The sequence below is a fragment of the Bradyrhizobium sp. UFLA05-125 genome, from assembly GCF_059803515.1.
Window position 1 is genome coordinate 76007 of the sequence record NZ_JBANBJ010000004.1, and the last position, 13191, is coordinate 89197.

Sequence of the window (13191 nt, forward strand, 5' to 3'; positions counted from 1 at the left end):
TTTCATGACGACGATCCGCATCGAAAACCTGACCCGCGGCTTCGGTGCGGTGCGCGCGGTGGACGACATTTCGCTTACGATCGAACATGGCGAGCTATTCACGCTGCTCGGGCCATCGGGTTGCGGCAAGACGACACTGCTGCGCATGATCGCCGGCTTCGTCGACGTCGAATCCGGATCGATCTCCTTCGGCGACAAGCGCATCGACGGCCTGCCCGCGCATCGCCGCGACACCGGCATGGTGTTTCAGAACTACGCGATCTTTCCGAACCATACCGTGGCCGAGAACGTCGCTTACGGCTTGAAGGCGCGAAAAATCCCTGCGGCCGAGATCAGGTCGCGCGTCGACAACGCGCTCGAGCGGGTGCGGCTCGCCGGCTATGGTCCGCGCTCGCCGCACCAGCTCTCCGGCGGTCAGCTGCAACGCGTGGCCATCGCCCGCGCGCTCGTCATCGAACCCGCGGTGCTGCTGTTTGACGAACCGCTGTCCAATCTCGACGCGCAGCTGCGGACCGAGATGCGCATCGAGATCCGCCAGTTGCAGCAGGCGCTCGGCTTGACCGCGATCTATGTGACGCATGATCAGGAGGAGGCGCTCGCGATCTCCGATCGCATCGCTGTGTTGCGGCAAGGCAAGGTCGAGCAGGTCGACACACCCGAGCGCATCTATCGGACGCCACAGACCGCCTTTGTGGCCCAGTTCCTCGGCTCGACCAACATGGTGCCCGGCGTCGTGAAAGCGTTCGATGGCCGCAACACTCAGGTGGCTGCAGCAGGGACGGAATTCACGGTGCGGGGCGAGGTCGGCTCGCCCGGCGCAAAGGTTCTGCTGTCGCTTCGGCCGGAGGCCTTACGGTTAGCTGATGGCTCCGACGGTCCGCGCGTTCAAGCCCAGCTGGCGTTGCGCGAGTTTCTCGGCCCGGTGCGACGTCTTCACGCCACGTTGCCTGACGGAACGCCGCTTCGGATCTCGGCGCTCGGTGGCGCGTCATCCGATGCCTTGCCCGGAACACCGCTTGTGCTTGCCTACGACCCCGCCCAGGTCATTGCGTTCCCCGCGCCATGAAACGCTTCGCAACCATCGTTGCCCTGGTGTCCCTGGTGTTGCTCGCGGTTTTTCTGCTCTACCCGCTGGCGCTGGTGCTCGATGCGAGCATCCGGGTCGACAGCACGGGTACTTTCACCTTCGCCAACTACGCGGCGATCATGAAGAGCCGCTACTACCTCGGCTCCATCGGCAACAGCCTGCTCGCGGGAGCACTGGCGACAGCTTTCGCTTGCGCGATCGGCATCCCGCTCGCTTTCTGCCTTGCCCGGATTGACGTGCCGGGCCGCGCGCTTTTGCTGACGCTGGTATCGCTGCCACTGGTGCTGCCCTCCTTCGTCAGCGCCTACAGCCTGGTGCTGCTGTTCGGCCATGCAGGCGTCGTCACCACGGCGCTGCGCGGGATCGGCATTCCGATCGGTTCGACCTACGGCATGCCCGGCATCGTGATCGTGTTCACGCTGACGCTCTATCCATATGTGGTGATGCCCGTGCTCGCCGGCTTCCAGGCCGTTGACGCCTCGATGGAGGAAGCCGCTCGCAATCTCGGTGGTTCGCCGTCTTACGCCGTTCGCACCGTGCTGGTGCCGATCGTGATGCCGGCCATTCTCGCGGGCGCCCTCCTGGTCTTCATTGAGGCACTGGAGAATTTCGGCGTGCCCGCCGTGCTGGCCGAAGACCGGCCATTCCTCGCCGTCGACATCTTCAAGCTGTTCGCCGGCGAATCTGACGCCAACCCGGCCGCGGCGGGTGCCCTCAGCGTGCTCCTCATCGCCTGCACCGCGCTCGCGCTGCTCGTCCAACGGCATTATCTCGGCAAGCGCCGTTTCTCGACCAGCGCGCGGAGCGCGCCCGCAAAGCTGGCGCTGACGCCGGGATTGCGACTGCTCGCGACGATCATGAGCTGGGGCATCGTGATCGTCTCGCTGCTGCCTTTCGCAGCGGTGCTGATGGTCTCGGTGCTGCGCTTCCGCGGCCCCGTCCTAACCTGGGAGCTTGGACTGGACAACTACGCCACCCTGCTCTCCGGCTCCTTCCGGCCGCTGCTCAACACACTGACGCTTGCCAGCATCGCCGCCGTCGCGACGATGCTGATCGGTGCTCCCATCGGCTACGTCGTCGCCCGGCATCGTTCCCGCCTGTCCGGGCTGCTCGACTTCATCGGCATGGTGCCGTTTGCGGTCTCCGGCACGATCCTGGCGATCGGGCTGATCGTCGCCTTCAACAGCGGACCTCTGATCCTGACCGGCGGCTGGCTGATCCTTGTGATCGCCTATGTCGTCCGCAAGCTGCCTTTTGCTATTCGCTCATCCTCGGCCATCGTGCATCAGCTCGATCCTTCGCTCGAGGAAGCTTCGATCAATCTCGGGGTCTCGCCGACCAGAACATTCGCGGCGCTGACGGTGCCCCTGATGGCAAGTGGCCTCGTCGGTGGCCTCGTCCTTGTCTGGATCACGGCCGCATCCGAGCTGAGTTCGACGATCGTGCTCTATTCGAGCCGCTGGGCGACCACGACCGTCGTGATGTACCACGCGATCGAAGGCACCGGGGCCGGCCTTGCGGCCGCTGCAGCCGCGGTGCTCATCCTCGTCACCGCGATCCCGTTGCTTCTCATCAACCGGCGCACCAGCAAGCAGGAAACGACCGTCATCTGACGGCAGGACAGGACGTCATGACCGAGGCAACCCGCACGCTCCCCAACTTTCGCAGCGACAATGTCGCCCCGGTTGCGCCCGAGATTCTCCAGGCGATCGCGGACGTCAATCGCGGAGCGGCGGCGTCCTATGGCGACGACGACTATTCGGCGCTGCTGAACCGGCGCTTCTCGGCTCTGTTCGAAACCGATGTCACCGTGTTTCCGGTGCCGACCGGCACTGCGGCCAACGCCTTGTCGCTCGCAAGCTGCGTGCGACCCTATGGCGCCGTCTACTGCCACGAAGAGGCCCATATCCACACGGCCGAAGGCGGCGCGACCGAGGCCTTCACCGGCGGCGCAAAGCTCCACGCCATGCCCGGCAAGCATTTCCGGCTCGAGCCATCGATGCTGCGCGCGGCGCTGGCGGGCGCCGGCTGGGGCATCCGCAATCGCGCCCAGCCCGACGCGGTATCGATCACCCAGGCCAGTGAGTACGGCACCGTCTATTCGCTGGCCGAGATCGCCGAGATCGGAACCATCGCGCTTGAGCGAAATCTATCCGTACACATGGACGGCGCCCGCTTCGCCAATGCGTTGGCCAAGCTCGGCTGCACGCCAGCCGACATGACCTGGCGGGCCGGCGTCGACATCCTGTCAGCCCCTTCTCCATCGGCTCGAGCGCGATGATGTGCTCGCGGCTGGTGAGCACGACCCGGCCGATTGCGACCTTGTTCATCTCGCGGAGGGTCTCGCGGATCACTGCGAAGGCGTCGTGGCCTACCTTGCCGTCTGGGCACAGATAATATGGACGGATCAGGTAGCGCGGATCGATCTCCGCTTTGTCCACGAACTCGTCGATGTCGATCGTGCGGGTAGATTCCAAGGCGACGTTCTCAAGCTCTTCCTTGCTGACCTCGATGAAGGTTTCCTTGTCGAGCGCATAGCCTTTGACGATGTCCTCGTTGGCCACTTCCTCGCCTGTGTCGGCATCGACCTTCAAATATTTGATGCGGTGGCCGGTCTGCCTGTTGAGCTGGTTGAACGAGGTTTTCTCGCTCTCGGAGGTAGCGGGATAGAGCGCGACCGGACAGGTGACGAGCGACAGGCGCAGAAAGCCTTTCCAATTGGCGCGAGGGGCCATGTACGCGGGTACTCCGTTTTCGGGGGCGGCTCGGATTCAAGACGAACAAGTAGAGCTGGTTCCGACAATCCTGGCGACCCGACAGTGCAAATTTTTCGCTCGGCCGTCTCGACTCTTATGTTCTTGTTATGTTCTATTCGGTTATGACCGATCGACCCGCCAGTTGGCGCATGCCAAGCAGGAAAGAGATGGAAAAGATGGCCTCCGCTGTCGTGAGAAAGGCTCCGCCGGCACCCGCGTTGGCTCCGGACGACGACCTGCCCCCAGAATACTGGCAGGCACTGCTGGAAGACGAGCACGCCGACGCCCGAACGCCAGCAACTTCCAGCGCCGCTCTACGCCTGGCCGAAATGTCCCAACACCTTCTGAGGGTGAGCTGCCGGCGCTGCGGCCGAACGGTCGAGATCCAGAAAGTCGACGCCATGCGGCTCTACGGCGAGCGCGCGGTTTGGAAGGAGGTTGGGCTTCGTCTGCTGGACGACACCTGCACGCAAAGGACCGGCCGGCACGAAGAAGACGGCTGCTGGCCATCCTATTAGTCGTTCAGCGAAACGGCGCCACGGATCACAAGCGCCCCCCATTCCGCTCTCTGGAGGAAACAGCAAGACTCTCGCCAAGAAGCTCATGAGGACCCGCGCGATGATCGTCATGGCGCCGCGGAGAAGAGAGCAACATCATGGCTTGAGACACGCTCTCCCTCATCGCTGCCGGCGAAAGAGCATGAGAAGTTCTCGTTATCTCGTTGCGGTTCCAAGGAGAATCATCGAGCGTCGAAATTCGACAAGGGGGACAATTCGTGCTCGCGACGACGGCAGCATCCTATCTCGAAGCGCTCAATCCAGAGCAGCGTCGAGCCGTCGAGCACGGCGTCAGCGCCGATGGTCATGTCGGCGGCCCCCTCCTGGTTATCGCCGGCGCCGGGTCCGGCAAGACCAACACGCTTGCGCACCGCGTCGCTCATTTGATTGTCCGCGGCGCCGATCCTCGCCGTATCCTGCTCATGACGTTCTCGCGCCGCGCGGCATCCGAGATGTCGAAGCGGGTGGAGAGGATCGCGCGCAAGGTCCTCGGCGACAAGGCCGGCATCATGAACGAAGCGCTGAGCTGGGCCGGCACATTCCACGGCATCGGCGCTCGGCTGCTTCGAGAGTATGCCGAGCACATCGGCCTCAATCCCGCTTTCACCATTCACGACCGCGAAGACTCGGCGGATCTGATGAATCTCGTCAGGCACGAACGCGGCCTGTCGAAGACCGAAAGCCGCTTCCCTGCAAAAGGCACCTGTCTCTCGATCTACTCGCGCTGTGTGAACGCCGAGACCGAGCTCGTAGAAGTGCTCGGCGCATCCTATCCGTGGTGCGCCGGCTGGGCCGCGGAGCTGAAGGAGCTTTTCGCGGCCTATGTCGAGGCCAAGCAGAAGCACAACGTTCTCGATTACGACGATCTGCTGCTCTACTGGGCGCAGATGATGTCCGATGCCGCCATCGCCGACGATATCGGCGGCCGCTTCGATCATGTCCTGGTCGACGAATACCAGGACACGAACCGCCTGCAATCATCCGTTCTGCTCGCCCTAAAGCCCGGAGGACGCGGCCTCACGGTCGTTGGCGATGATGCGCAATCGATCTATTCGTTCCGCGCCGCCACGGTCCGCAACATCCTTGATTTTCCGGCGCAGTTCAGCCCGAAGGCGGAGATCGTCACGCTCGATCGCAACTACCGTTCGACCCAGCCCATCCTTTCGGCCGCGAACGGCGTCATCGATCTCGCCAAGGAGCGCTTCACCAAGAACTTATGGACCGAGCGGACTTCATCGGCGAAGCCCCGCTTGGTTGCCGTGCGCGACGAGGCCGACCAGGCCCGCTACATCGTCGAGCGCATTCTCGAAACCCGCGAGGAAGGCGCCCTCCTCAAGCAACAAGCGGTGCTCTTTCGCACCTCCTCGCACAGCGGGCCGCTGGAAATCGAACTCACCCGCCGCAACATTCCGTTCGTGAAGTTCGGCGGCCTGAAGTTTCTCGACGCCGCCCACGTCAAGGACATGCTCGCGCTGCTGCGCTTCGTGGAGAACCCGCGCGATCGCGTCGCCGGTTTCCGCGTCCTCCACCTGTTGCCGGGCATCGGCCCCGCCTCCGCGCAGCGCATCCTCGACAGCATGGCGGAAGCCGCCGACCCTCTCACGGCCCTTATCAGTTTGCCCTGCCCGCCCCGCGCCGGCGAGGACTGGGCCAGCTTCATCGCGACGATCGGCAACCTCCGTTATTCGGAGTGGCCGTCCGACCTGGACCGCGCCCGCCTCTGGTACGAGCCGCATCTGGACCGGATCCACGAAGACGCCGAGATCCGACGCGCCGACATCGTGCAACTCGAACAGATCGCCAGCGGATACGCGTCTCGCGAGCGCTTCCTCACCGAACTCACTCTGGACCCGCCGGATGCGACCAGCGACCAGGCGGGAGTGCCACTCTTGGACGAGGATTACCTGATCCTGTCGACGATCCACTCGGCCAAGGGACAGGAATGGAAGTCGGTCTATGTGCTGAACGTGGTCGACGGCTGCATGCCGTCGGATCTGGGAGCTGGCACCTCAGCCGAGCTTGAAGAGGAGCGCCGCCTGCTGTACGTCGCGATGACGCGGGCAAAGGACGATCTCCATCTGGTCGTGCCGCAGCGCTTCTTCACACACGGTCAACGTTCTCAAGGCGACCGGCACGTCTACGCGTCCAGGACGCGTTTTATTCCTGAGAAGCTGCTTGGGTTGTTCGAGCGCACGAATTGGCCGATAGCATCATCTGGCCTGGCCGCGCGCGGCCACAGCCAAGGTCCACGGATTGACATCGGGGCTCGCGTGCGAGGCATGTGGCGCTAGGCCTCAACGTGCCTTCTGCGCTGGTCGCGCCGGTGTGGAGCTCGGCGCTGCTATCGAACCCGCGTCCATCTGCGGTCGATGATCTCGGCCATCGCGGGATCCAATTTCAAAGCGCTCATATGCTTCACGTCACGCGGAAATCCGGCTTCCTTCAGGATGCGCTGAAATCTCGACCAGTTGACCTCGTTGGACGCGCCGGCGGGATGCTCCGTGTAAAACCGATTATAGACCGGCTCTGGATCCTTGAGCAGCACCCGCACGCGCCGGGTAACTATGGACCGTTTGCGGTCCCGCGAATTCCAGATCTCGATGAGCGTATCGCCGGCACGGCACTCCCTTCCGAAGCGAGACTTCTTTCCCCATTGAATCAAACCTAAATTGTCCTCGTTCGTTCCGAGGCGTTCCTTTAGCTCTCGGGTCCTGCGATCGATACGCTTCTGCTCCTGCTCGGTCGGATCTTTCGCCGCCTCTCTCACACCGAGTATCCATGTCGCTTTCCCAAGCCGGCGGACAGGATTGGACGCGCGTCGCCCGCCCGTGAAACGGCCCGTTCGCACCACCTCGATGGCGCACAGCTTCTGGACGTCATGGGTGCTTAGCTTCGTTCGCACCGTCGAAAGTTTCCTGATGAATGCGGCCACGCCGGATACGACGACCGGGTTATCGGTGAGGACGGATGCTTCGATAAGGTTGGACCCGGACATGTTCGCGGAACCGACGATCGCGTGCTTTCCGAACAGCGCGACCTTGGAGTGCAGGCCCTCTCGGCTGTAGATAATGACGCCGGCGCCCTGCAACTTGCGCAGCAGTTTGGCGTCCGTCTGTCCCGATCGGATGGCTCGCGGCGATGCGTCGGTCACGAGCACATCGCCGGTGCGTAGCCCGATATCGTCCGTCGTCACGTAGGCGATAGCAATCTTCCTGGTGGGCGCAGAACGGGCGCGCTTGGCGACCTCGCGCCAGATCTTGTCTGTGAGTACCTCATTCAACAGGCGCCTCCTTGGTTCGCGCCGAGTAAGTTGCTGGAAAGCAAGGGAGACGACTTCACGCTATCTAAACTTTCGTGCAGAAATGACATGCCGCGGTCCACGATGTGAGAGTCTCGTACCATGGGCGTGACGTCCTCAGGTATCAACGAGGATATGACCGCCGGCCCTGGTAACGCTGCCGCAGCGTGTCGTTGTTGATGTTGAGCAGTCGTCTTTTCTTAGACACGTAGCGCTTCGTCGAGGAGACTTCTTCCGAATCCGACTTGAGGTTCACGGCAAGGAAGTCGCCCGTATGGTCTCCGATGGACCTGACCACAACATCGCCGGTCTTAGTGGTCATAAGGTCGATCCCCTGCTTCCAAAGAAGCTCCTTTATCTCATCGCGAGGGTGGTCGTACTGGTTGTCGTAGTTCGAGGAGCAGATGGCCAGGCTGGGTTCGAGATGCGAAAGGAAGGGCTTTGTAGTAAAGCCGTTGTGGGCCCCATGATGGGCAAGAATCATGACGTCCGTCTCTGAGCGGAGAATCCGAGAGCGCCGTAGGCGGGCGGAAATCAGAGAGCATTCGACGTCGCCCAGGCTGAGCACGTTGAAGCTGCCCTTCCTGAAGTGTTTGACGGTGGAGTTGTTGTTGGCGCACTCTTCGTCAATATGCTTCGGATTGTAATAGGTGTTGCGGTAGGCGACGGCCGACGCCTTATCCAGCGCCTCAATGTACTTCGGGGTGATGTGCTCGATGTCGGGTATTCGATTGCGAGGAGCTCGACGGCTCTGATAATCGGCTATGATCTCGAGGCAGCCTTCCCCATGATCGCTATAGGGATTGTACCCAGGGCACTCGATTTCAGCCGGACGAATGAGCTCCAGAAGTTCCTGCAATTCGTGCTTGTTGCAGTGGTCAGAGTCCCACCGTGCTCCGCATCCGGACGTGAAACAACGACGAAGCCGTCCGGTCAAAGTGCCGCATCGAGCTCAACGATCGGCATCGAAGGCGGAATGAGAACTGGCAGATATCTTTGACCCCCAACCCAGGCGTCGATGATGTTCGACCACTCTTGCAGCATATGCCGACGCTGCGGCCCGTACTCCGCCTTGTTATAGACACCGCGTGACGAGCGACCGTCTTCATGAGCCAAGCATTTCTCGATCCAGTCGCTGTTGAACCCAAGTTCGTTGAGCAGCGTTGATCCCGTCCGTCTGAGATCGTGTACCGTAAAATGCTCGAGGGGCAGCCCTTCGTTCTTAGCGCGCTCGACGACCGAAACAGTGACACGATTGAACGTGGCTCGCGACATCGGGCTATCGGCGTCGTAGCGCGACGGAAGCACGTATCTTGAGTTGCCGGCGCAGGTCTTCAGCGCAATGAAGATATCGAGCATCTGACGCGAAAGGTACACGTTGTGCGCCCTCGACCGCTTCATCCGCTCCTTTGGGATGGTCCAGACAGCATTCTCAAAGTCGACCTCATCCCAGGTCGCATCTTGCAATTCGCTCTTCCGCACCATCGTGAGAAGATAGAGCCGCACCCCTAACCGGATCGTCGGCAGCGTGGCCACGTGATCGAGCTGTTTGAGCATGATGCGGATTTCGGCAGGCGAGAGCGAGCGATCTCGGGGCACGAAATGCGCAATCGACGACGGACCGACTTCGTCAGCCGGATTGGCGACCTTTTCGCCATGCAAGATAGCAAACCCATAGATCTGCTTGACGATATCGCGGACGTGAATTGCGGTTGCCGGCGCACCTCGTTCGACGATTGCGGCGCAATGCTTCCGCAAGTCGTCCGGCGCAATTTCGGAAAGTAAACGCTTCCGCCATGGCGGTAGTAGTTCGCGCTCGAAGATCGAACGGCGCATGGCGCGGGTGCTGTCAGCCATGGGAGCAGCGGTGAGCCACTTTTCACCAAACTCACCGAAGGCTTTCGCTTCCATCAGGCGTCGTTTTGCGCGCTGCTTTTCAATGGCTGGAGACCGCCCCTCCTTGATGGCACGCCTGGCATCGATGCAGAGCTCTCGCGCTCGAGCAAGCGACAAGTCGGCGGGACCATATTTTCCGAAGGTGACGGTCTCTCGGCGCCCGTTCATCCGATAGTCGAGCCGAAACGAGATCGAACCCTTCGTACTGACGAGCGCATACATGCCGTCCCGGTCAGTCACCTTATAGGATTTTTCCTTTGGTCTTAGATGCTTAAGCGCCGCGTCCGTCAGCATTTGCTCGCCTTCTTTGCTCGATACCGTCAGGCCAATTTCGGCCCCCGACTTCAAGAAAAGTGACGCCATTTCAGTTGGTTAGACCAAATAAAATACCGTCAGCCCTCATTTCGAGCTGACGGTATCGATCAAAACAGGTTGGGAATAAGGATGAAGGTGCCGTCAGCCAGTCCGACACAGGCGAACATGGGCCACCGATAGTCGACGATAGTTGTCGACAGGATTTATTTTTAAATACAGCGAGTTAGAGAGTGGTGCTGGGCATATCCGGATAGCATGGAGTGGCCCCGAATTATTCCCACTCAATCGTCCCCGGCGGCTTGCTGGTCACGTCGTACACCACCCTATTCACGCCCTTCACCTCGTTGATGATGCGCGTGGCGGTCTCGCCCAGGAATTTCATGTCGAACTGGTAGAAGTCCGCGGTCATGCCGTCGGTGGAGGTCACCGCGCGAAGGCCGACGACGTAATCGTAGGTGCGGCCGTCGCCCATGACGCCGACGGTCTTCACGGGGAGCAGCACGGCAAAGGCCTGCCAGATCTCGTCGTAGAGACCGTGCTTGCGGATCTGGTCGATGTAGACGGCATCGGCCTTGCGCAGGATGTCGAGCTTGTCGCGCGTGATGTCGCCGGGGCAGCGGATAGCGAGGCCCGGGCCGGGGAACGGGTGGCGGCCGACGAAGATTTCGGGCAGGCCGAGCTCGCGCCCTAACTCGCGCACCTCGTCCTTGAAGAGCTCGCGCAGGGGCTCGACGAGCTTCATGTTCATGCGCTCGGGCAGGCCGCCGACATTGTGGTGCGACTTGATCGTCACCGAGGGGCCGCCGGTGAAGGAGACGCTCTCGATCACGTCGGGGTAGAGCGTTCCCTGCGCGAGGAAATCGGCGCCGCCGATCTTCTTGGCCTCGGCGTCGAACACATCGATGAAAAGGCGGCCGATGGTCTTGCGCTTCACTTCCGGGTCGGTGACGCCTTCGAGCTCGCCGAGGAACTGCTTCGAGGCATCCACGTGCACGAGCGGGATGTTGTAGTGGTGGCGGAACAGGTCGACCACCGTCTTGGCCTCATCGAGGCGGAGCAGGCCATGATCGACGAAGACGCAGGTGAGCTGGTCGCCGATCGCCTCGTGGATCAGCACCGCGGCCACCGCCGAATCGACGCCGCCGGAGAGGCCGCAGATCACCCTGCCCTTGCCGACCTGGTTGCGGATCTTCTGGATCGCCTCCTCGCGGAAGGCGCGCATGGTCCAGTCGCCGCTAAGCCCAGCGATCTTGCGGACGAAGTTGCGGATCAGCTTGGCGCCATCGGGCGTGTGCACCACCTCGGGATGGAACATCAGGCCGTAATATTTGCGCTTCTCGTCCTGGATGATGGCGAACGGCGCATTCGGCGAGGTGCCTGCAACCGTAAATCCCGGCGGCATCCTGGTGATGCGGTCGCCATGGCTCATCCAGACCTGGTGCTTGCCGCCGAGCTTCCAGGTGTCCTCGAACAGCTTGCTCTCGGCCCTCACCTCGACATCGGCGCGGCCGAACTCGCGGTGGTGGCCGCCCTCGACCTCGCCTCCTAACTGGGCCGCCATGGTCATCTGGCCGTAGCAGATGCCCATCACCGGCACGCCGGAGGCGAAGATCAGTTGCGGGGCGCGGGGCGATCCCTCCTCATGCACCGATTCCGGTCCGCCGGAGAGAATCACCGCCTTCGGCTTCATCTCCTTGAAGGCCTCTTCGGCCTTGTTGAACGGAACGATCTCGCAATAGACGCCGTCCTCGCGAACGCGACGCGCGATGAGCTGCGTCACCTGGCTGCCGAAGTCGACGATGAGAATCTTGTCGTGCGCCGAGGCCACATGGGGCGACGACGGGGAGCGGTCGTGCTGTGCTGCTGTCATGGCAAGCAAATACGCGACGCCGTGCCTGCCCGCAACCGCGCGCGGATGCGCGCCCACATTCTTCTTTGGGCATGGACAGGAGCGATATAGGTAAGTACTATTGACCTAACCAATTTGTACCCCTCCAGACAGGGACAGATCAGGGAGGACGCGATGCCACATCACCATCAACCCTCGGAGCTTGCCGCCCTGGGGCGGACATGGATCGAGGCCTGGAATTCGCGCGATCTCGAACGCGTGCTCGCGCTCTATGACGATGCAGCCGGGATGACCTCGGACCGCATCCAGGCGCTCGGCATCGACGCAAGCGGAACTCTGCACGGCAAGGCGAGCCTGCGCGCCTATTGGGGCAAGGCGCTGGCGCTTTTGCCGGACCTGCACTTCACGCTGATCGATGTATTCGTCAGCCCGGACAGCGCCGTGGTGTTTTATCAGAACGAGCGCGGAAAGAAGATTTGCGAGTACCTGCGGGTGAACGCCGAAGGACGTATCGTGCAGGGCTCGGCGAATCATTTGGAGCACTAGAAGAGCAGGTCATTCCGGGGCGGTGCGAAGCACCGAGCCCGGAATCTCGAGATTCCGGGCTCGCCCTTCGGGCGCCCCGGAATGACGGTGGGACCTGAGCTCGCGCTGTGCAGCACCGTATGAACGCAACGACAGGACCACCCAATGAAACTCCCCACTTCGCCCTTCACCGTCACCGCCGGGCTACCTCGCCGACCACTGGTGCGACCGCGGCCACGTGCTCTATGTGCTCCAGGGCGAGCTCGACACCGAGCTGCGCGACGGGCGCAGCTTCAAGCTGACGCCGGGAATGAGCTACCAGGTCTCGGACTTCGGCGATGCTGCGCACCGCTCATCGACGGCGACGGGCGCGACGCTGTTCATCGTGGATTGACGGAGGCCGGCGACGCCGTAAGAGGCTACCGCGCAGCGCGAAATAGAAAAGTCATACGATTCGCGACCCGCGTGTGGCGCCTTGAACTAGCCCCATTATTTCGCTATGTTAGCGTAATCGATACTTGGCCGAACGACTGGGCCGCTTCGCCTCGTTTTTGACGGGCGCGCACGTTTCAGAGATTTCTCCAAAATCGACCAATCCGGATCTGGGCGCATCGGTGCGTACCGGTCCACGTGCGTACTATCAACAAAGGATATTCCCATGGCTATGGGCACCGTGAAGTGGTTCAACAATCAAAAGGGCTTCGGTTTCATCCAGCCGGATGACGGCGCGAAGGACGTTTTCGTTCACATCAGCGCGGTCGAGCGCGCTGGTCTCAGCACCCTCAACGAGGGCCAGAAGGTGTCGTTCGACATCGTCGCAGACCGCCGCAGCGGCAAGTCTTCGGCTGACAACATCCGCGCCGGCTAGTCCGCCCGCGCAACGCGCCACAGCGCTCTGACCACGGACG

11 protein-coding genes and 2 pseudogenes are annotated in these 13191 nt (G+C 62.0%); 8 read left to right on the forward strand and 5 right to left on the reverse strand.

Annotated elements, in window-relative coordinates; translation table 11 throughout:
• Positions 1–4: 4 nt before the first annotated feature.
• The 3 genes from SO156_RS06740 to SO156_RS06750 are packed head-to-tail and all read left to right on the forward strand — an operon-like array spanning position 5 to position 3368.
• Positions 5–1066 carry an ABC transporter ATP-binding protein gene (locus tag SO156_RS06740; RefSeq protein WP_498534277.1) on the forward strand — a complete coding sequence of 354 codons (1062 nt, stop codon included), beginning with the start codon at positions 5–7 and terminating at the stop codon, positions 1064–1066.
• Entirely contained in the window at positions 1063–2700 is a 1638-nt protein-coding gene (locus tag SO156_RS06745; RefSeq protein ID WP_498534278.1) for an ABC transporter permease, read from the forward strand. Before SO156_RS06740 ends, SO156_RS06745 begins: the two co-directional genes overlap by 4 nt.
• A gap of 17 nt (positions 2701–2717) precedes the next feature.
• A complete protein-coding gene (locus tag SO156_RS06750) occupies positions 2718–3368 on the forward strand; it encodes a threonine aldolase family protein (RefSeq protein WP_498534279.1) in 651 nt (216 codons plus the stop codon).
• Here the strand turns inward: SO156_RS06750 and ku are convergent.
• A pseudogene (gene ku / locus SO156_RS06755) lies at positions 3331–3822 on the reverse strand (non-homologous end joining protein Ku); the annotation flags it as partial. The gene SO156_RS06750 and the pseudogene ku overlap by 38 nt on opposite strands.
• A 143-nt stretch (positions 3823–3965) precedes the next feature.
• On the opposite strand from ku, the gene SO156_RS06760 reads away from it, so the two are divergent.
• Together SO156_RS06760 and SO156_RS06765 are read left to right on the forward strand one after the other, a co-directional pair.
• Entirely contained in the window at positions 3966–4361 is a 396-nt protein-coding gene (locus SO156_RS06760) for a hypothetical protein (protein ID WP_498534372.1), read from the forward strand.
• Positions 4362–4618: 257 nt separating this feature from the next.
• Positions 4619–6691: an ATP-dependent helicase gene (locus SO156_RS06765; RefSeq protein ID WP_498534280.1), complete on the forward strand. Its 2073-nt coding sequence runs from the start codon at positions 4619–4621 to the stop codon at positions 6689–6691.
• Between the two features lie 50 nt (positions 6692–6741).
• Here SO156_RS06765 and SO156_RS06770 read toward each other — a convergent pair whose 3' ends face one another.
• The 4 genes from SO156_RS06770 to guaA form a co-directional block, all read right to left on the reverse strand.
• Positions 6742–7680, reverse strand: a complete 939-nt coding sequence (locus SO156_RS06770) for a phospholipase D family protein (RefSeq protein ID WP_498534281.1) — start codon at positions 7678–7680, stop codon at positions 6742–6744.
• Between the two features lie 142 nt (positions 7681–7822).
• Positions 7823–8557, reverse strand: coding sequence for a ComEC/Rec2 family competence protein (locus SO156_RS06775; protein ID WP_498534282.1), 735 nt, complete (start codon positions 8555–8557; stop codon positions 7823–7825).
• 74 nt (positions 8558–8631) lie between these two features.
• Positions 8632–9888: a tyrosine-type recombinase/integrase gene (locus SO156_RS06780; protein ID WP_498534373.1), complete on the reverse strand. Its 1257-nt coding sequence runs from the start codon at positions 9886–9888 to the stop codon at positions 8632–8634.
• A 292-nt stretch (positions 9889–10180) separates the two neighbouring features.
• Positions 10181–11779 (reverse strand): glutamine-hydrolyzing GMP synthase, encoded by a 1599-nt coding sequence (gene guaA, locus SO156_RS06785; RefSeq protein ID WP_498534283.1) that lies wholly within the window; start codon positions 11777–11779, stop codon positions 10181–10183.
• 153 nt (positions 11780–11932) lie between these two features.
• Here guaA and SO156_RS06790 point away from each other — a divergent pair, with 153 nt between their 5' ends.
• The 3 genes and pseudogenes from SO156_RS06790 to SO156_RS06800 all read left to right on the forward strand — a co-directional run bounded on the left by SO156_RS06790 (position 11933) and on the right by SO156_RS06800 (position 13151).
• Entirely contained in the window at positions 11933–12304 is a 372-nt protein-coding gene (locus SO156_RS06790) for a nuclear transport factor 2 family protein (protein ID WP_458143560.1), read from the forward strand.
• Positions 12305–12482: 178 nt separating this feature from the next.
• Positions 12483–12677, forward strand: a pseudogene (locus SO156_RS06795) (DHCW motif cupin fold protein); the annotation flags it as partial.
• A gap of 264 nt (positions 12678–12941) precedes the next feature.
• Entirely contained in the window at positions 12942–13151 is a 210-nt protein-coding gene (locus SO156_RS06800; protein WP_027526965.1) for a cold-shock protein, read from the forward strand.
• Positions 13152–13191 lie beyond the last annotated feature (40 nt).

What these genes read in the sequence shown, in the direction of transcription:
- SO156_RS06740 (WP_498534277.1), top strand. Translation starts at nt 5, where the DNA reads ATGACGACGATCCGCATCGAAAACCTGACCCGCGGCTTCGGTGCGGTG.
- SO156_RS06745 (WP_498534278.1), top strand. Translation starts at nt 1,063, where the DNA reads ATGAAACGCTTCGCAACCATCGTTGCCCTGGTGTCCCTGGTGTTGCTC.
- SO156_RS06750 (WP_498534279.1), top strand. Translation starts at nt 2,718, where the DNA reads ATGACCGAGGCAACCCGCACGCTCCCCAACTTTCGCAGCGACAATGTC.
- SO156_RS06760 (WP_498534372.1), top strand. Translation starts at nt 3,966, where the DNA reads ATGACCGATCGACCCGCCAGTTGGCGCATGCCAAGCAGGAAAGAGATG.
- SO156_RS06780 (WP_498534373.1), bottom strand. Translation starts at nt 9,888, where the DNA reads ATGCTGACGGACGCGGCGCTTAAGCATCTAAGACCAAAGGAAAAATCC.
- guaA (WP_498534283.1), bottom strand. Translation starts at nt 11,779, where the DNA reads ATGACAGCAGCACAGCACGACCGCTCCCCGTCGTCGCCCCATGTGGCC.
- SO156_RS06790 (WP_458143560.1), top strand. Translation starts at nt 11,933, where the DNA reads ATGCCACATCACCATCAACCCTCGGAGCTTGCCGCCCTGGGGCGGACA.
- SO156_RS06800 (WP_027526965.1), top strand. Translation starts at nt 12,942, where the DNA reads ATGGCTATGGGCACCGTGAAGTGGTTCAACAATCAAAAGGGCTTCGGT.